A 16,683-nucleotide genomic window follows, 5' to 3' on the forward strand; every position below is an offset into this window, starting at 1 on the left:
GCCCCAAGGTGTCTACAATTCTAGGGGCAATTCATGCTGCGGGCAATGGGGCGTGATGAACTCCTGTTTGAGCCCGTAGCTCCTAACCATCGCGGTGAAGTGCCGACTGGTAAAAACCAGGCCATTGTCCGAGCGAAGAAGGAACTCCCGATCGACCCGCCCAAGCGTTCCAAACCTTGAGATCAAGGCATGTTCAAGAGCTGCCGTGGCGGTCGACGCCTTGCCTGTTCGTGACAGATGCCAACCGAGGAGTTCGCGGGTATGGCAATCGATGACCAGTGCCAGCGAGGACCAGCCGTCTTTCCCGGTCCAGACGCGAGCCAAGTCTGTCGACCACCTCTCATTTGGAGCAGTGGCAACTGACGGTACCGCCTCGATCCGGGGACGCATTCCAATGGCCCTCTTACGAACCTGCCATCCTTTAATCTGGAAAACGCGCTGAACGGTGTTTTTGTTGAAGCCCAGAAGCCAGGCCACAGTTCGATATCCGAAGGATGGCTCCTTCTCTATCAGTTCCTTGATAGGCTCGGCAAACCTGGGATCGACTTTGGGCGCCGATTTGGTCGGCCGGTAATAGACGGTTCTGCGCGGAACGCCAAACCAAGCGCAGAGCTTTGCGATCGGCACGCGCACACCTTCTGCCAACAGGCCCTCATGAAGTGTCAGGATCAATTGTCGTCCTCCCGCTCCATGAGGGCCTGCAACTTTTTTCGGGCACGCAGCTCCAGCATGGCTTCGCCGTAGGCTTCCTGAAGATCCTTCAGCTGCTTCTCATATTGGGCGCGGATATCAAGCGGATTGGCTCGAAGAGAGTTTTCCATGCCGCGTTTGGCATCCTCGACCCAGCCTTCGATCTCGGAAGGGGAAAGATCATAGGCGCGGCTTGCTTCCGACACCGTCGTCTTACCCTGGACCAGCTCTATGACCAAGGCGGACTTGCGCTTCGCCGTCCAGCGTTTGATGTTCTCGTTCATTGTCATACTCATCGCTATTTTCCCTAACTATAGCATGAGCAGATTTTCACTGGGTCAATACAGCTACCCAGTCGCCAGGCCTTCTCATATACTCAGTCGCAAAGCTCATTTGCCATTGGCCTTTTGTACCTCCAACAGTTGCTTCAGTTCTTGTTCTCGCGATTACTGTCGCACGGCTTTCTGTCTTGAGATGTACAGTGACTTCTGCATCCTGAATGGAATGATATACAGCTTCTCCCGCCTCTATCTCTTTCAACCATTCCTGCCGTGGTTGCAGGTAACCAGTCATATGGCCGAGTTTGAAATCATCATCCAGCAGCGTTCTAAGAGCATCAGTGTCTCCGCGTACCAAAGCTTCACGGAATTGAGTCCAGGACGCAAGGAGCTCGCTTTCGAGCTCTGAATTGTTAGCTTTCATCGTGTCTATTCTCCCAAGCAAGTTTTCTAGATCATTGCAGGAATAATTGAGCCCGTGTGGTACGGGACCAATTATTCCTGTGGCCATTACCTCTCAGTGATTTACCTGTTCCGAGGCGTATTCAGTCACATCCAGACGCGCCTTCCAGGGATCGGGGCCAGCAAACGGCGATCCATCCGGCCGAAAATCCATGATTTCATCCATAGTGGGATCGTAAGCTGGCCAGCTGGTAACGCCCTGTCCATTCGGGTTTCCTGTTTTTGCGAAATTAACCCAGTAGGCATGCATCACATCGGCAACGGCTTGATCTTCAGCGGTTGACGGCGGGGTAGGTGGCCCATAGGCGCTGGTTCCCAAAGTGTCAAAAACATAGGGAATTTCGGATCCGTGCGGCGCTCCGTTTGGAAGTGCTTCACGCAATGCCGTGGCAACATAGGAAAAACGATACACATAGGCAGGATTGCCTTGCGACACGAAGGCTCTGGCGGTGAAGCGAGCCGGTTCAGCTTGGCCCCGATCGGAACTGGCTAGCGAGTCGAGCTTGGCAGGGGAGAGGGCTCCGTCCGGATCGTAGGCCGCGATGGCGTCAGCTTTGCGCTCTCCGAAACTGGAAAACACCTCTTCCTTCGTGCTTCCAAGACTTATACCAGCGGAATCGGCGCTGTTGGTACCTATTATAAGCGGAACGCGCGCCTGGCGACCTGCTTCATAGGCGCTTTGGGCTGTCTCAACCACCAACTTTCCATCGAGAATTGGACCTGAATAAGTATCGGAACTGTGAGGTGCCGTCTGGCCTGCATTCACAACTTCGAGTGTGCCGAGTTGGCGCAATTTGGCGAGAGCAGAAGCATCGGTTCCTTCTATACCGTGTGCATGCGCAAAATTTACACCAATCGTTTCCGCCGACAAGACACCCGGCTGGTCTTCACTAAAGGGTATGCCTGTCAGAATGCCATTCCGACCGCCACCGGATTCGATGATCGCCTTGTGAAAAAGACCACGTCCCAGTGGAGAGGAAAGCATCGTGTGCACGGAGACACCTCCCGCCGACTCGCCGAAAATTGTAACATTGTTAGGATCGCCACCAAATGATGCAATATTCCGTTGTACCCATTTGAGGGCCGCGATCTGATCCATATAGGCGTAATTGCCTTTGAGTTCGTCCGGGGACTCCTGTGTCAGGGCCGGGAAGGCAAAATAGCCCAAGCGCCCGAGGCGATAATTGAATGTCACCAGAATGACGCCATCCTTGGCGAAGGGAACGCCCGAATAGCTCGGACGAGCCCCGCTACCGACCAGAAATGCACCGCCGTAAATCCAGACCATCACCGGACGCTTCGCATCGGTATCAGTGTCTGAGGGACGCCAAACATTGAGGTAGAGGCAGTCTTCTGAAGAATTCGGCAACAGCGTTTCCCCGTTACCGCCGAACGGTATCTGCGCACAATCTTTGCCTAAACTGCTCGCATCGAGTTCATTACCCCACGGTGCTACGGGTTGGGGCGCTCGCCAGCGAAGGTCGCCAACTGGCGGGGCGGCGAAGGGGATCCCCTTGAAGCTTGTGACACCGTCCTCGGTAACGCCACGCAATAATCCTGAGTCGATGCTAACGGACTGAGCAACAGAGGATGACGAAGCAAGCGTTGCCCAGGCCAAAGCTGCAACTGCAATAGTTCCGACGGTATGAAGGAGTGGCCTAAGCCGTTCGTGTCCACGACCGCCCGGGTCGGAATATCTGATATCAGTCATGTTGTTAATAGCCTCTCAAACTTTTTGCTTTGACATATCCAGTTAAGCCCACTGCCTGAACCCGAAACTGGAAAGGGTGTTTGCGGGTACAGAGAGGCTTTCTGTTCTAGTGCTCCGAGGGACCAACTGGATGGTTTGTTCATTGGCTTCGAACATACCGAAATGCCTGCTTTTCGTTCGGCGAGAAAATCAATCACCGCCCCGGCAACAGGCTTGATGCCTCGAAAGTTCAACTGGATTCACTTATGTATTGCTGAGAGATTTTAGGCCGTTAAGGGCAATCGTAATATGCACTTTGATGTGCATGAGGTGATAAGCAGGACTAATCAATAGTACGCGAGAGCAATAACGACCGTGTGGTTTCTTATCGTTACGACGGCACAGTTGGTCCGCTCATGCTGATCAACTGTGACAGTCTCACGGATGGATGCTCGACGCGATTATAGGATTGCTTGGATTTTTTCTATAAAGCCTGTCAGCCCCTCAAAAAACTATATTCTCAATTAAATGCAGCATCCGAAAGGGGATCGATGACTGAACCGAAGTGGATCTCTGAAACACACGGTATCCTTTTAAATATGCCTTTTCTTTTCGACGCTCAGTTACGAACAAATCCTTGACCTTGCGGCGAATGGGACGCATATTCTCATTAAAATATGCGGTGATTATGCCGCAATTTCGCCGCAGGATGTAAGATGAGCAATACGTGGATCCATGAACGACAGGACTGGCCCAATTTTCGCTGGGATGCCGAGGCCATTTCACTCGCCCTCGCCGACATTCGGTATCGTCAAGGACGTTTACTTGGTCGTATGGAAAGTCTTGGATTTGATCTGCAGCAGGAAGCAAGCCTCGAAACCCTCACGAACGACATCGTCAAATCTTCTGCGATCGAAGGCGAAAGTCTGGACCGTATGGAAGTCAGGTCTTCTATTGCCAGCCGACTTGGAATAGACGTCGGCGGCATGGTTCCTGTCAGTCGGCATACCGATGGTGTTGTCGAGATGATGCTGGATGCGACCCGCAATCATGCAATGCCTCTGACCGAGGAACGCCTGTTTGGTTGGCATGCCGCCTTGTTCCCGACCGGACGAAGTGGAATGCATCGCATATTGGTTGGGGGATGGCGTCCAGCTGAAGCGGGACCCATGCAGGTTATTTCGGGGCCTATAGGTAACGAGAAGGTCCATTTTGAGGCTCCAGGCGCAACACGGCTCCAAACGGAAATGCAGTCTTTCTTGTCCTGGTTCGAGAGAAAAGAAAGTATCGACCCGGTTCTTAAGGCAGGCATCGCCCATCTGTGGTTCGTCACCATCCATCCATTCGAAGATGGCAACGGTCGAATAGCTAGGGCAATATGCGACATGGCTCTTGCTCGCGCCGATGGTCTGCCTGATCGCTTTTATAGCCTTTCCACGCAGATCGAGCGGGAAAGAAAGGACTATTACATATCTCTGGAAAAGCAACAGCGCGGAGATTTGGACATCACCGGTTGGCTGGGATGGTTTCTGAACTGTCTGGGACACGCTCTAAGCAGTGCAGAGACAGCCCTCGGGCACATCCTGTATAAAGCGCAACGGTGGAATCACATCAAAAGCAATCCCATCAACGATAGGCAGCGACAGATCATCAATCGCATGCTCGATGATCGTTGGGAGGGTTATATGAACACTTCAAAATACGCCAAACTTGCCGATTGCTCCAACGACACCGCCCTTAGAGATATCCGGGCTCTTCTCGAGTGGGACATCTTTGTTCAGAATGAAGGTGGTGGGCGCAGCACCAGCTATCGGTTGGTTGGCCAAAAGGAACTCTCATCCTAATCGGCCTTTTGAAGAGGCGAGACTGCCCTACTCACACCAAGGCACGTTCTTGGTAAAGTAGTTTTTGTCAACAAAGAGGTGCAGACGTGTAGTTGGCTATGCAGCTACTTGAAAATAGGGTATCCTGCCTTGAGCATGAATTCGAGGGATTTGTCATTGTCGCAAAAAAACTGCTGGAAATCTTGCTGATCAACCGGAGATGACTGCAATAATCGTTTAGTGACAGCATTCACAACGAAGACGGGCAAACACTGTTTGGGAAGACCTAGTGGTGGATACAGAAAGCAAACGACGTCAAATGATCGATTTCGAAATTGTTCAAAAGAAATGGGAAACCGATCCCGCATTCGTTAAGGCGAAGGAAGAGCTTAAGATCGAATTCGAAATTGCCAGCTTTCTGATCCAGCAGAGAAAAAGCCAACTTCAGAAGTAGTTCAACTATATCAAGATGTTGCCCGTGTCCTAATCTTTAGAAATTTAGGCTGCAGGTTACAATCCAGTATCGCCGTACACGAGAGAGATGTTTCATTGAACATCCCATGTTGAAGAGGCGATCAACAGGGGTACTCTTTCGCGCATTTTCTCGATTGGCCTGCCAGGTCGTCACCAACTGCGGAATGAAAGCCAAGCTCTGAGCAAGCGTTCCATCAAGAACTCCAGATCAGGGGTTGGCAAGAAAACCTTCCCTCGGTTCCATGGGCGCGCCCGCCATCGCACTCAACTCACCTATTGTCATGGGGACGTCGTCCACCGTATTGACCTACGGTTGTCCAAATCCCCTTTCAGGGCCATCTACACGAAGGTCGCAGCGTTGCCTCTATGACCGCGCGCGCAGCGAAGCGATATCTCTTGACCCAACCGCCGGTGGATTAATGGTGGCCAGTTTGCAAGTGAAAGCCTTTTTGTTTGCTACCTAACTATGTCAAGAAGAATTAGGTTGCCTCATTTAAATCATCATGCATCCCTCGCCTGTCCGTAAGAGGATCCCTCAACGTACATTTTTTCGAAATTCATCGGGCTGAGGAATTCTCTTCTCTTGAATTGTAACGTAAGAGTGGTACGATTTGATTCTCATTGAGGGCGCCTTATACGGACAAATCACCATGAAAATCGGCTATGCTCGCTGTTCCACTGACAAACAAGACCTGATAGTCCAGAAAACGGCTCTGATAGATCTCGGTGTCAAAGAAGAGAACATTCATATGGATCATGGTTTGACCGGCACCAACAGGGACCGCCCTGGCCTCGAGAGAGCCCTTGCAGCATCCCGAGAAGGCGACACCTTTATTGTTTCAAAACTGGATCGGTTGGCGCGATCCGTTCCTGATGCCCGTTCAATCGCTGACCAGTTGGAAAGCAAGGGTGTAAAATTGGCCCTGGGACAATCCATCTATGATCCAGCAGACCCTATGGGCAAGATGTTCTTCAATATTCTGGCCACCTTTGCCGAATTCGAGGCAGACTTGATCCGAATGCGAACGAGGGAAGGCATGGCGATTGCCAAAGCCAAAGGTAAGCTGCGCGGGAAACAGCCGAAGCTATCCCCGAAACAACAGAATGAACTCAAACGGATGCATGAGACAGGAGATCACTCTATCAGCGACTTGGCCGAAATCTTCGCAGTCTCACGACCGACCGTTTACAGGACATTGAACAGAGTCAGGTGAATTGGTAAATCGGGCGGATTGCTGCCATTTGCCGTTGGTGCAAGATCTCTGATGCTGCAGGCTAAAGCGGCCCTCCTTGCCTCATCAAATAGTCAGCAAAGCAAATGGGTTCCATGGGAACTCGGCTTGGCTGATGGGTATAAAGGAATGGATCGGACCGCAATTTTTCCGGCAGTTGACAGCCAAGGTCAAAGTGGATGGGTGAATTGGGAGTATATTGGCCTTTACGACAGGATCGTTTGGGGGCAAATCAAAGGGGACAGCGAGAACCGTTGGCTTGTTCATAATCACATAAAGAATACGGCCATACGTTTGAGCGAATGGTTACGCCAATAGCTTTAGACCTATTGTAGATGGCGCCGTTCTAAGGAAGAGAATGGTTGAAAAATATCGCTCATAATTTCCATGTTGGATGATAAAAAACAGGTGATAGGGAATGGCGAAAGAAGAGGTGATCGAGATTGGTGAATTGCCGATTGACAAGATCAATAGGGCGTTGGACACCGAGCTGGATCCCGGGATGCTGGTTTTGACGCCAGGTTCTGCACGTCATGTCAAAAAGAGTCATCCGGATGAATATGATCAATGTTTGCCCCATCTTCAAAAGGTCATTTCCGATCCGTCTTATATCGGGGATGATTTTCGCAATAAGGGCAAGTTCGAGTTGGTTCGACCTGTACAGGGATTTGATGGACAGAGTATTCTTGTTGCTGTGGTTACTGAACCTGACGAAAAAGGCAATTATAGAGTGGCGTCTTTTTATCCGGTATCTCAGGCAAAGGTTGATAAACGCAGACAGAAAGGTACTTTGGTTATTGCAAGATAGGAGGTGGTATAAGTAACAAAAAACCCCGTCGTGAAGACGAGGTTTTCTGGATTTATTCTTGCTTACGGCAGGATCCCCGGTTTTCAGATTGCAGCTTATGGGACATCTCCCTAGCCACAACGCTCCTGCATCTCTTCATCAATTGACTACTTTACCGGTTTTGAGCCGGTGTGTGAGAAGGGCGTTCTCACCTCGTAAGCTGTGCCCCTAATATTGCATGTGACGCTGGAAAAATCAAGACTGTTGATGAAAGGACGATTTATGACGAAGTTGGTTTGATCACATCAGCTGGGATCAGGTACTACCAACGGTCCGTCATTCCAGCCCCTTTCTTTCTTCTACGCGACTGCCGCTCGGGGTCGAACGCACGTAGAACCCTTGTGGAATAGCCTCCTGCACCAGCCCGACGTGCGAGATCAGGCCCACAGCCCGGCTGCCTTCTGTCAGCGCAGCAAGGACCTGGATCACTTGGTCCAGTGTGCCCGCTCCATTCTCTGTATCGAGGCTACCGAAGCCTTCGTCGATGAAAATCGTATCCATCCTGATTTTGCCCGACAGGTTCTCGACCACATCGGCGAGCCCGAGTGCGAGGGCCAGGGCAGCGATGAAGGTCTCGCCACCTGACAACGTGGCTGTCGGACGAGCCCTGCCGGTGTTGATGTCGAAGACCTCTATTTCGAGCCCACGCTTGCCGCGCCCACCCGATGTTTCGAGCCCGCGCGCTAGCCGATAGCGACCGCGTGTCATAGGGTCGAGCCGCATATTCGCAGCTTCGAGCACTTGGTCGAACATGGCGCCAATCGCGAAAGTCTCGAGCGTCATCTTGAAATCGTTCTTGCCATTGGCCAGATCCGCCAGCCCCCGAAGGGGCCCGGTTTCGGACTCAAGCTGATCGGTTTTGGCCAAGGCCTGAGCCAGCGATTCCTTGAAATTGGTCAGTACCGACACATTTGTTTCCGCTGCGGAGAGCGCATCGTTGGCGGCTTTCAATTCCTGTGCAGCATTGTGGAGCACCTCCTTAAGAGGGCCTAAGTTCGGACGCTCGCGATCCGCACAGGCAGCCCTTGCGTCCTGCCATGTCGTGCGCGCCGCGATCAGGCCCTCACGGTGATCGGAAACCGCCTTTCGGTCGGTCTCAAGGGTCGGAAAATGCGCCTTGCAAACATCATATCCCGCTTTATCCAGCCCGACCTCGGTAAGCCGTGCATAAAAGTCACCTTGCGCCTTTTCCACCCGTTTAGTCTGTGCGTCGCGCGTCCGCTTTGCGGCTTCTAGCTGCTCTTGCGCACGGGTGAGCGCTTTGCTAGCCGCTCGATCCCCCTGCGTCGCCACTTCCAGCGCCTCGAAGAGTTGGCTTTGCTCGCGTTGCAAAGCCTCCCGCCGAGCGGCAACCGCCTCGGGCGTGCGCAGACCTTCCGGCAGGGTGTCAACCACTGCATTGCGCTTGGTGCGCGCTTCCGTAAGAGTTATCTCGGCCTTACTTGCAGCGGTGCGCGCCTTAGCTTCGGTAGCTTCGGCCTCGGTTACTTTCCGCTTGAGATCGGCCAACTGTTCTGCCATCGCGTCCAGATCAACGGCTTCTCCAAGTGCATCGACAGCGTCTTCCTGCCGTGCGATTTCAGCTTCGAGTTCCGCCAACGTGCGCTCGGGGCGTTCCTGTTCCTCCAGCGCCCGCTTCTTTTCGTCGAGCCGCGTTTGACAATTGGCGAGTTCGCTTTCCGCCCGAACTCTGGCTTCGGCTGCGGTTCTCGCCTGCACCTGCGCGTTGCGAAACGCTTCGGTTAAACCAGATTGTTCGGGCGTACCACGGGCTCGCGCGGGGTGGTCGTGGGAACCACAGACAGGGCATGGCGCCCCTTCGATCAACTTTTCGGCCAGAATGATCGCTTGCGTCCGCGAAAGTCGTGCTTCGGCCTTATTCAAGGCCGAATCGGCGACATGCGCAGCTTCAGTCTTTCTCTCAAGTTCACTCGATGCCGCTTCGACCTTTCGTTTGGCATCCGCGACATCCTTTTGCGCCTTTGCATACGCTGCTGCCTTGACCCGCTCCTGATTTAGCTCGGCCAATTCTCCAGTCACCTTGCCTCGCGCCGCCTCGGTCTTTCGCGCCTGTTCAAGCGCTATATCGGTCTCGTCGCGCTGAAACCGGAGCGTTTCTCGTGCCTCTACGGCATCGGTCAGAACCTTCTTCGCTGAAGTCTCGTCCGTTACAGACGCGTCAAATGCTTTTCTTAGCTCTGCTGCCTGCCCTACCCGCTCCTCAATCCCTTCTAGCCGTGTCAGATCAGCTTGAATGGCCTGAAGTCTGTTCTCACCTGCCTTGGCCTCAACCAGTTTTTGCGCCGCTTCGTCCCGAGCTGAATGCGCGCCGCCGAGCACCGCTTCCGCCTCAGTCACGGCTTTCGCCATGTCTCTACTGTCCCGCTCCGCTTCATGCCAAGCCGTTTCAAGATCACGGGCCTGAAAGGCTTTCGTGACGGCCTCAACCCGTCTGGCCAGAGCATCAACCTCATCCTTTTTCGCTTCGAAAGCATCGAAAGCCTGCCGTGCCGTGTCGACAGCAGAAAAGGCCTTTTCGATCTGTTCGCCTTCGGTCAGAGCCTTGCGGGCGGCTTCGTTAGCTATCTCCGCGCCCTGCTGAATGTTTCGCTTTTCTTCGACGTTGACTTCGGCTGCAACAATCCCGCGTTCCAGCGCTTCAGCACTCTCGAAGCCACGTTCCTCGAGGCGAGCCACGTAGAGTGCGCGCTGGTCGCGCAATGCCCGTTCCGCCTCCGAGGCTTCTTCCTTCAATCGTGCGGCGAGATCGCGATAGATCTTCACGTCGAAGAGGTCTCGCAATATCTCGACACGCGCATCGGTCTTTGCGGCCAGAAACGTCTCGAACTTGCCTTGCGGCAAAAGCACGATCTGCCGAAACTGATCTGCACCGTAGCCCAAAAGGGCCTCGACCTGCTGCCCTACCAGCGAGACCTTTTTCTCAGCAATCACACGGCCAGACTGGGTCGGGCCAAGCGTATCCACCGGGATAGCCGTGACGTCGAACAGCGAGGCTTCCGCTGCGTCCTCAGTTGTTCCTTCCCCACGGGCCTTCGGGCGCTCTTGCGCCGGACGACGTCGGATCAGGTAGGTCTTTGTGCCCACTTCAAAGACAAATTCGACTTCAGTAGGTAAATCCGGCGCGGAGTGATCTGAGCGCAGAGAACGTGGCTCTTGTTCGGTTTTTGTTGGAGCCCCGAAAAGCGCAAAAGAAATAGCCGAAAACAGCGTTGATTTCCCGGACCCTGTCTGCCCGTAGATTCCAAACAACCCCGTCTCAAGAGCGGAGCGGAAATCGACCACCTCGGTTGTTGCGAACGGCCCAAAGGCCTGAAGTGATAGGCGAATGGGTCTCATGTCTACTCCTCCCCGGATGCTGCTGCATGAAGTTTGTCAGCTACGATCGCAACTTCGTCTTCATTGGGCTCCCGGCCGCGAACAACCATTATGAAGTCGCCAACCATCTCGATCGGCGTGACTGCTGCGCGCCCGCCTCCTTGCATTTTGGTCTCCGCTACATGCGCTTGTCGGGCGTAAGCCAGATGGCACGCATTGGGATAGGTGGCGCGCAACCGCTTCATCGGATCGACCAAAGGGTTCGCATCCGTCAGGATGGCCTGGATGAAATCTTTAGATGGCGTCCCTTCCAAAAGATCCGAGAATGCCCCGGTAAGCGAGCGCACCTGCCGGATTGGACGGAACGGTATGGTGCGGATTTTGACACCTTCAGGCGTTAGATCGACAATCGCCATGGATTTTTCGTTTCCCGCCTCGTCGAAACCGAAAGCGAGCGGTGCTCCGGAATATCGAATATGACGCGCGCCCACTTCCTGCGGCTTGTGCAAATGCCCCAGTGCAACATAGTCCGCACCCTCGAAAACATCTGATGGCACGGTTTCGATGCCTCCGACCCTAGTTAGGGCGCGCTCCGTCTCGCCGACTGAACCGCCCGCGACAAAGGCATGAGCTACGACAACCCAGCGTGCCCCTTCGGGCACCCGCCCCCTCGCCGCGGATATCTGAGCTGCGATGACATCCGCTGGCGCGCTGATCCCCTCATCCCCAAACACCTCCCGCGCAGCGTATTCATAAGAAAAGGGCAGCGCGGAAAAGGCGACTTCGCCATAATCGTCACACAGCACAATCGGGGTTTCGACCGCGTCGGCGATACCACGCACCAACACTCTCGACGCTGTAGAGAAGACAGACATTGCTTCAATCCGGTCACCGGAGTCGTGATTTCCCGAAATCATCACCACCGCGGCTCTGGTCTCCTCGGCTACGCGTTTGAGGAAGCGATTGAACTGCCGGATTGACGAATTAGGCGGCGAAGCACGATCAAATACGTCCCCAGCAATCACCAGAACATCGGCTCGCTCGCTCAAGAGCGTCTCTAGAATCTGGCTCAGAATGACCTCATGATCTTCTTCGAGGCTCAAACCCATGAACTGTCGTCCCAGATGCAAATCTGCTGTATGAAGGATTCTCATCGTTACACCGTCAATTTCTACACATGTAAAAATTATATGGACAAGAGAGGCGAGTCAAGCTAGATTTGAACTATGACCTTCGATGACCTAAAATTTGCCCAGCGGACACGCTTGGAATACCTGGATAGACTGTTTTTCTGGGACGGTGCGGCGACACGCGCTTCCCTGATCAAACGGTTTGACATTTCGAATGCACAAGCCGCGCTAGATTTTCGTACATATCTCGCCGAAGTCCCGAAAGGCACACTTCAGTATGACGCATCCTCACGCCAATATTTGGCTCATGAGAGCTTTGAGCGGCTAACCGGAAGGGCGTCATCGTTGGAGTTTGAGCAACTCCTCTCCGGCGAACCATCTTCCACATTCGATAGGTTGCCTGATCTGCAGCGCACCCAAGACATGCGTGTTCTACGACCGCTCTACCGTGCTTTCAGAGCCAAAGAGGCAACAAAGATCGTTTATCAGTCGATGCGGGATCCAGAACCGATGACCCGCTGGATTGCGCCTGTGCGCTTTGCCTCTGACGGAGTGCGACTGCATGTGCGCGCATGGTGTTATGAACGTGAGGGTTTCCGTGATTTTCATCCCGCTCGCATAGACGCAGATCGTTCTTTCGATGAAACCAAGCCGGCAGAAGAAGTTCCGCGTGATGATGATTGGTTTACCTGGGCCATCCTGAAGCTCAAGCCGCATTCAAGATTGACCGACGCGCAACAACGAGTGGTTCGCATTGAATTCGGGTTCACGTCAGATGTCCTTGAGGTGAAAACGCGAAAAGCGCTTGCGTTCTATACAGAACGCCGATGGGGTCTTGAGCAAAAGGAACCTCGTCTTGAACGGGTCTCTATCGACTATGTTCCCATGAGCGAGGAGGAGATCAATGCAAATTGACATGCAACGTGTTGATCCCTCCCTCAACATGAACCGGTTCTATTCCGTTGAGCTGATAAAAGATCTCTTCGGTCAACACGGTGTCCATAGACAGTGGGGGCGCTTTGGGACATGGGGTCGGCATCGCCACGATTGGTATGCGACTCAAACCGATGCAGAAGCTGCTCTTTCCGATCTGGTCAAACTGAAGCTGGCGCGCGGGTATTTAATCAGGCTGTCTGTGTCAGAAATCTAGGGGGGGATGGAATGTCGTTGTTTGGAAAATGGTCGCAGCAAGGTGTCCCCCAAAAAGGTTGGACCTGCATCGGATTTGAGGATCTAGGTGAACCCTCCACCCAATGTGAAATGTGCGAAAGTCAAGACATTCGGTATGTTCATCAGATGCAGCACCCTGACTATCCGCACATTCTCGAATGTGGTTGCGTTTGTGCTGGCAAGATGGAGGAAGACTACGCGGCCGCTTTGAAGAGGGAATCTGATGGCAAGAATTTGGCCGAACGCCGCACGCGCTGGTTGACACGCAAATGGAAGGTTTCGAAAAGTGGAAATCACTTTCTGAAAACGGATGGGTTCCACATCGTAATCTTCCCGAAGGCCGGTGGATGGAGCGGGACAATTACCCAGCTTAGCACCGGGCTCACAACGCACGCTCGCCGTCTTTACGACACTCAAGATAAAGCGAAGCTTGGCTCTTTCGACGGCATGGTCTGGCTAAAGAGGCACTGACGGTCGATTGTGACACCACGCTTCGGGAGACATCAAAGGCATAGATAACCGGAGGTTCAGCCATCACATTCCTTCGTCCTTCTTCTCAATCTTCACGCAAACCAAAGCCTTTTGTCATATCCATTTTTCGAACTGTTGCGGGTTCTTCGGTGTCGGCCCGAACGCTGCAGATCTTTCTATGAATAGACGCCTGATTGAACCGACAGCAAGTAGGCAAGAACTCTGTCAGAGTTGCGCTCCAACACCAAATCAAACGCAGTTTTTCCGGCCCAACCAGGAATTGGTTGATGTTTAAACCAAAGAGCGGCACGCTGATCAGACCCAGTCATCTCGCTTGCTAAGCTGAGAATGCGCATTAATGGGCGAATTGCTTCATTCAGCTTGCGCAAACCTGATTGCCGATAAAACGAATGTCGATCGATACCGGTCAACTTAGCCAATTCTGTCTGAGTGATTCCAAGTCTCTTGGCGAATGCTCGTGCAGATATGATCTGATTGTTGCTATCGAAGTGCGTGGACATGGTTGAGTAGCCTCTCTGCAAAGCAGGCCTTTGAAGTTCATTCGAGATAAGCCAATTCTGTGATCATCTCTCGATCAATTCAAGCCTCTTGAACCGCCAAAGGTTTGCCGAAAGCAATCATCCTGCGACAGATGGTTATCCAATTACCTGCAGTCAGGTCTACGAAAGTAGCTGGCTTTGAGCGGAATTTATCGTGATACGCCAGTGCCCAGCCTTGTCCCGTAGGGCTTTTGTTATCCTTGGTCTGAGTAGAATATCGGTGTCGGTTTCGCTGAAATAGCCGATTGCCGCCCGGGTAGAACGGCATTTCTTATGGCGTCACCGATCAGGCTCAGACTGTGCCGTCGACAGCTTCAAAGGAAGAGCTTCATTAAAGAGCCCGCGCCCGATTCAAATCTTCATGCTCAAAAGCACTCGCCATGCGCTTGATCTCGACAGGACGCGCACCGACATCTCTGGCTGTCTCGCGCCAGGTTGCGGTCACGGTTGCCACTTCCTTGATGATGGTGCGAGCTTGTACCAGCGTCAGAGCAAAATATTCTGAAGCCTCTTCCAACAGATCGATCGAACAAGTGCTCTCGTCGAGATCGATGTTGGTTGACAGAACCCGTGCCTTGACATCGGTGGGTACCGGATTGAGGTCATATGCAGGAGAGAGTGACCAGCCAGATTTTCCAGACCAAAGAAAGCCGTGGTTGCGTAGATGATCGTCAACATTGGAGATCATCACATTGAAGACAACGCGACGATAGAGCTCCTGCGCATCGGTTTTTCCCTGAGCGCCATGTTCGGCAAGAACGTCAACGATCTCGGGATAGCTGCCGCGCTCACCATCCTTGGCACCCATCATGGCCATTGCCGATAAAAAGGGAATACGGACTGTACCATTGCGATCAAAGCGACGCGACAACATCACCTTCTTGCCCGCGACATCGACAAGTTCATGTATTGGTGTGACGATGCCAGCATCTTCTGCCAACCGCAGGGCGATCTCTTCCCACGTCTCTATGCTGTAATCATCAGTCTCCTTGGGAAACTTGGCGATGGAGAGGTGACCATGTTGGTCGACCACCGACGCCTTGGGCCGGGCACCGCCCAAGGATGAGCCTGGGGCAAAGATGAGTTGAAGGTCATCGTCGGTTTCTTCATCCAAGAGAATCCGTTCGGTAATCTGAAGCAAACGACCAAGTTCGACGATCGCAGGTACTCCCGCCTGGATTGGTGCCTGAAACGTATCATCGCCAACCCAACGAAATCGCAATGCGCCAAGCCGGGTCTCGTCGGCGACACCAAGGAGATAGTCGCTCTCAGTGAGCGTTCGGACGGTTCGACATTCTCGTTCGGCAAGGCGACGCTCTGAGCGCTGCATCAATCGGCGCCCCCATGTATCAGGTGCGGAATCACCGATAGAGCCGAAAGTGGCGAGACCAGCGGGTGGTGCGAAAGCGCCGCGACTCAAAGCAAGGGCGGGCTCCAGAGAAAACCTGGCGGGATCATCCAACCACGCATCGTCGTATTCAAAAAGAATGGTCTCTGTCCCGCGAACACGATTGCTCCGCGCCAGCCCTATCTGTCGCGTGCGACCATCCAGATCGATATGGACTTCGAAATCAGTCATTTCGCGACGATCCGGTTGATCGCTTGAGATGGGCGTGTTTCGGCAGGTCGGCGCTGGCCAGAGCTTGCCCGACTCTGTCGTTGCTGATGTCGGCGATTTGGTTCAATCCATCCAGTAGCCCGAGAGCTTGCAAAACGCTGGCATAGATACCAATGCTGACGTTGGTGTCGCCAGCTTCGACCCTTTGCAAGGTAGAACGAGAGGTAAAGGCGCGTTCTGCAATAACGGCCATCGGAAGCCGTCGGCGTCGGCGCGCGTCATGAATGTCAGCCCCGAGCTTGCGCAACGCACGGCGTACGGCGGCAGGAGGATTGTGTGGTGTTGGCATTTTGACACCTTCGTTTTACAGATTATCCAAATATGTAGCACGAAGGTTACATTTCTTCAAGAAACCTTTCAACCGTCTTCTTCAATAGGGAGCTAAGGCTAGATCTTACCGTCACCTCAAGAATATCTACCGAGATGCTCCGAACTGAAACAATAGTGACGATCGTCGCTTTCACATCTGAGGGCTCGCTGGAACGGCCATCAATCTGAATGAAGAGACCATCCGTCTCGGTGTGCAATCGTTCGTGAGGCAATCGGGAACAAAGAAATGGCCACGATCAGATCGGGTCATCGCGGTATTTACGGTGAAATAGCAGCTCCGTTTCGCTGCGCGGCGGGCATCTGACAAGAGACGAGCGATCCAAGGGAAACATAGGAGCTTCTTAAAATAACCCTCAAATGCGGCGCGAAGTCCTCCAACGGTTGAAACCACATGCTGCAACGCTGCAGAAACTTAATCTCTGCATCAAACGGGAATTTTGGAATAACCGATGCCTCCGCCCTGATCTTGCGACCGGGCGGAGGAAGGCTCACCAATAATAGTTGTGAGGTTTGTGATTGAGTGGCCAAGCAATATTATCAGGGTCGGCCCCTCTCAGTATTTTGTGTTCAAG

General features: G+C 53.1%; 16 protein-coding genes. 7 read left to right on the plus strand and 9 right to left on the minus strand.

All coding sequences use genetic code 11. The features are described from left to right. Positions 1-12: 12 nt before the first annotated feature. The 4 genes from ACKPCT_RS00670 to ACKPCT_RS00685 all read right to left on the minus strand — a co-directional run bounded on the left by ACKPCT_RS00670 (position 13) and on the right by ACKPCT_RS00685 (position 3,141). Positions 13-672, minus strand: a complete 660-nt coding sequence (locus ACKPCT_RS00670) for a DDE-type integrase/transposase/recombinase (RefSeq protein ID WP_319566893.1) — start codon at positions 670-672, stop codon at positions 13-15. Next, positions 669-986: a DUF1153 domain-containing protein gene (locus ACKPCT_RS00675; RefSeq protein WP_319566894.1), complete on the minus strand. Its 318-nt coding sequence runs from the start codon at positions 984-986 to the stop codon at positions 669-671. The genes ACKPCT_RS00670 and ACKPCT_RS00675 overlap by 4 nt, the downstream gene beginning before the upstream one ends. A gap of 34 nt (positions 987-1,020) precedes the next feature. Beyond that, complete coding sequence (locus ACKPCT_RS00680; RefSeq protein WP_319566895.1) at positions 1,021-1,392, minus strand: nuclear transport factor 2 family protein; 372 nt, start codon at positions 1,390-1,392, stop codon at positions 1,021-1,023. Positions 1,393-1,485: 93 nt separating this feature from the next. Beyond that, positions 1,486-3,141, minus strand: a complete 1,656-nt coding sequence (locus ACKPCT_RS00685) for a carboxylesterase/lipase family protein (RefSeq protein WP_319566896.1) — start codon at positions 3,139-3,141, stop codon at positions 1,486-1,488. A gap of 695 nt (positions 3,142-3,836) precedes the next feature. On the opposite strand from ACKPCT_RS00685, the gene ACKPCT_RS00690 reads away from it, so the two are divergent. From ACKPCT_RS00690 to ACKPCT_RS00705, 4 genes are all read left to right on the plus strand, one after another. Beyond that, positions 3,837-4,964, plus strand: a complete 1,128-nt coding sequence (locus ACKPCT_RS00690; protein WP_319566897.1) for a Fic family protein — start codon at positions 3,837-3,839, stop codon at positions 4,962-4,964. Positions 4,965-5,232: 268 nt separating this feature from the next. Beyond that, complete coding sequence (locus ACKPCT_RS00695; RefSeq protein WP_319566898.1) at positions 5,233-5,397, plus strand: hypothetical protein; 165 nt, start codon at positions 5,233-5,235, stop codon at positions 5,395-5,397. A 670-nt stretch (positions 5,398-6,067) separates the two neighbouring features. Next, positions 6,068-6,631 carry a recombinase family protein gene (locus ACKPCT_RS00700; RefSeq protein ID WP_319566899.1) on the plus strand — a complete coding sequence of 188 codons (564 nt, stop codon included), beginning with the start codon at positions 6,068-6,070 and terminating at the stop codon, positions 6,629-6,631. A gap of 436 nt (positions 6,632-7,067) precedes the next feature. Next, on the plus strand, positions 7,068-7,457 hold the full coding sequence (locus tag ACKPCT_RS00705) for a PBECR3 domain-containing polyvalent protein (protein ID WP_319566900.1): 390 nt from the start codon (positions 7,068-7,070) through the stop codon (positions 7,455-7,457). Positions 7,458-7,772: 315 nt separating this feature from the next. Here ACKPCT_RS00705 and ACKPCT_RS00710 read toward each other — a convergent pair whose 3' ends face one another. Both ACKPCT_RS00710 and ACKPCT_RS00715 read right to left on the minus strand, forming a co-directional pair. Continuing rightward, positions 7,773-10,853, minus strand: a complete 3,081-nt coding sequence (locus tag ACKPCT_RS00710) for an SMC family ATPase (protein WP_319566901.1) — start codon at positions 10,851-10,853, stop codon at positions 7,773-7,775. Between the two features lie 2 nt (positions 10,854-10,855). Next, a complete protein-coding gene (locus ACKPCT_RS00715; RefSeq protein WP_319566902.1) occupies positions 10,856-11,941 on the minus strand; it encodes an exonuclease SbcCD subunit D in 1,086 nt (361 codons plus the stop codon). 117 nt (positions 11,942-12,058) lie between these two features. Between ACKPCT_RS00715 and ACKPCT_RS00720 the strand changes: the two genes are divergently transcribed. The 3 genes from ACKPCT_RS00720 to ACKPCT_RS00730 are packed head-to-tail and all read left to right on the plus strand — an operon-like array spanning position 12,059 to position 13,603. Next, the gene (locus ACKPCT_RS00720) at positions 12,059-12,877 is read left to right on the plus strand and encodes a WYL domain-containing protein (protein WP_319566903.1); all 819 of its coding nucleotides are present in this window, start codon (positions 12,059-12,061) and stop codon (positions 12,875-12,877) included. Further along, on the plus strand, positions 12,867-13,112 hold the full coding sequence (locus ACKPCT_RS00725; protein WP_319566904.1) for a WGR domain-containing protein: 246 nt from the start codon (positions 12,867-12,869) through the stop codon (positions 13,110-13,112). Before ACKPCT_RS00720 ends, ACKPCT_RS00725 begins: the two co-directional genes overlap by 11 nt. A gap of 11 nt (positions 13,113-13,123) precedes the next feature. After that, positions 13,124-13,603, plus strand: a complete 480-nt coding sequence (locus ACKPCT_RS00730) for a hypothetical protein (protein ID WP_319566905.1) — start codon at positions 13,124-13,126, stop codon at positions 13,601-13,603. A 176-nt stretch (positions 13,604-13,779) separates the two neighbouring features. Here ACKPCT_RS00730 and ACKPCT_RS00735 read toward each other — a convergent pair whose 3' ends face one another. The 3 genes from ACKPCT_RS00735 to ACKPCT_RS00745 form a co-directional block, all read right to left on the minus strand. Continuing rightward, the gene (locus tag ACKPCT_RS00735) at positions 13,780-14,124 is read right to left on the minus strand and encodes an antitoxin Xre/MbcA/ParS toxin-binding domain-containing protein (protein ID WP_319566906.1); all 345 of its coding nucleotides are present in this window, start codon (positions 14,122-14,124) and stop codon (positions 13,780-13,782) included. A 370-nt stretch (positions 14,125-14,494) separates the two neighbouring features. Continuing rightward, positions 14,495-15,742 (minus strand): type II toxin-antitoxin system HipA family toxin, encoded by a 1,248-nt coding sequence (locus tag ACKPCT_RS00740; protein ID WP_319566907.1) that lies wholly within the window; start codon positions 15,740-15,742, stop codon positions 14,495-14,497. Further along, positions 15,735-16,070, minus strand: coding sequence for a helix-turn-helix domain-containing protein (locus ACKPCT_RS00745; RefSeq protein ID WP_319566908.1), 336 nt, complete (start codon positions 16,068-16,070; stop codon positions 15,735-15,737). Before ACKPCT_RS00745 ends, ACKPCT_RS00740 begins: the two co-directional genes overlap by 8 nt. Positions 16,071-16,683 lie beyond the last annotated feature (613 nt).

The sequence above is a fragment of the Cohaesibacter marisflavi genome (assembly GCF_963665895.2).
Taxonomy (GTDB): Bacteria; Pseudomonadota; Alphaproteobacteria; order Rhizobiales; family Cohaesibacteraceae; genus Cohaesibacter; species Cohaesibacter marisflavi.

What these genes read in the sequence shown, in the direction of transcription:
- ACKPCT_RS00740 (WP_319566907.1), bottom strand. Translation starts at nt 15,742, where the DNA reads ATGACTGATTTCGAAGTCCATATCGATCTGGATGGTCGCACGCGACAG.
- ACKPCT_RS00745 (WP_319566908.1), bottom strand. Translation starts at nt 16,070, where the DNA reads ATGCCAACACCACACAATCCTCCTGCCGCCGTACGCCGTGCGTTGCGC.
- ACKPCT_RS00685 (WP_319566896.1), bottom strand. Translation starts at nt 3,141, where the DNA reads ATGACTGATATCAGATATTCCGACCCGGGCGGTCGTGGACACGAACGG.
- ACKPCT_RS00725 (WP_319566904.1), top strand. Translation starts at nt 12,867, where the DNA reads ATGCAAATTGACATGCAACGTGTTGATCCCTCCCTCAACATGAACCGG.
- ACKPCT_RS00680 (WP_319566895.1), bottom strand. Translation starts at nt 1,392, where the DNA reads ATGAAAGCTAACAATTCAGAGCTCGAAAGCGAGCTCCTTGCGTCCTGG.
- ACKPCT_RS00730 (WP_319566905.1), top strand. Translation starts at nt 13,124, where the DNA reads ATGTCGTTGTTTGGAAAATGGTCGCAGCAAGGTGTCCCCCAAAAAGGT.
- ACKPCT_RS00735 (WP_319566906.1), bottom strand. Translation starts at nt 14,124, where the DNA reads ATGTCCACGCACTTCGATAGCAACAATCAGATCATATCTGCACGAGCA.
- ACKPCT_RS00710 (WP_319566901.1), bottom strand. Translation starts at nt 10,853, where the DNA reads ATGAGACCCATTCGCCTATCACTTCAGGCCTTTGGGCCGTTCGCAACA.
- ACKPCT_RS00715 (WP_319566902.1), bottom strand. Translation starts at nt 11,941, where the DNA reads ATGGGTTTGAGCCTCGAAGAAGATCATGAGGTCATTCTGAGCCAGATT.
- ACKPCT_RS00720 (WP_319566903.1), top strand. Translation starts at nt 12,059, where the DNA reads ATGACCTTCGATGACCTAAAATTTGCCCAGCGGACACGCTTGGAATAC.
- ACKPCT_RS00675 (WP_319566894.1), bottom strand. Translation starts at nt 986, where the DNA reads ATGAGTATGACAATGAACGAGAACATCAAACGCTGGACGGCGAAGCGC.
- ACKPCT_RS00690 (WP_319566897.1), top strand. Translation starts at nt 3,837, where the DNA reads ATGAGCAATACGTGGATCCATGAACGACAGGACTGGCCCAATTTTCGC.
- ACKPCT_RS00700 (WP_319566899.1), top strand. Translation starts at nt 6,068, where the DNA reads ATGAAAATCGGCTATGCTCGCTGTTCCACTGACAAACAAGACCTGATA.
- ACKPCT_RS00705 (WP_319566900.1), top strand. Translation starts at nt 7,068, where the DNA reads ATGGCGAAAGAAGAGGTGATCGAGATTGGTGAATTGCCGATTGACAAG.